1 pseudogene is annotated in these 339 nt (G+C 48.4%); it reads left to right on the top strand.

The annotated features are described in order from the left end of the window. Nucleotides 1-5 precede the first annotated feature (5 nt). Nucleotides 6-339 (top strand): annotated as a pseudogene (locus tag EXE45_RS16845) (hypothetical protein); the annotation flags it as partial.

Raw genomic sequence — 339 nt, 5'->3', positions numbered from 1 at the left:
CGGTCATGACACTTGGTGGTCTGCTATTGACCCTATCCGTTAGCCACCATGTACGAGAGATTGCTGTACTCTCTACTCAACTTGGACCGATGATCGCACTATTTTTAGACGGGAGCCTCAGTCTCGGATTAATATACGCAGGATACTGGCTTCGTCAAAGAAATCTGACCGCTACTACCGAATGGTCTGTTGGTATTTGGACGATTTTTGGTGGTCTTGTAGGAGCTACGATTGCAGGAATAACACTTACAGTCGAGGTAATTGAGGGTCGGCCGCTCGTAGAACCACAGTTTAGGCTGTTAGTTTCCGCGGGTGGTGGGGCGTTAGTACTGTTTACTG

This window comes from Halorubrum sp. SP9 (assembly GCF_005435015.1).
Lineage (GTDB): Archaea > Halobacteriota > Halobacteria > Halobacteriales > Haloferacaceae > Halorubrum > Halorubrum sodomense.
The sequence above is the reverse complement of the archived record's forward strand: the minus strand, read 5'-3'. Positions and strand labels throughout refer to the sequence as shown.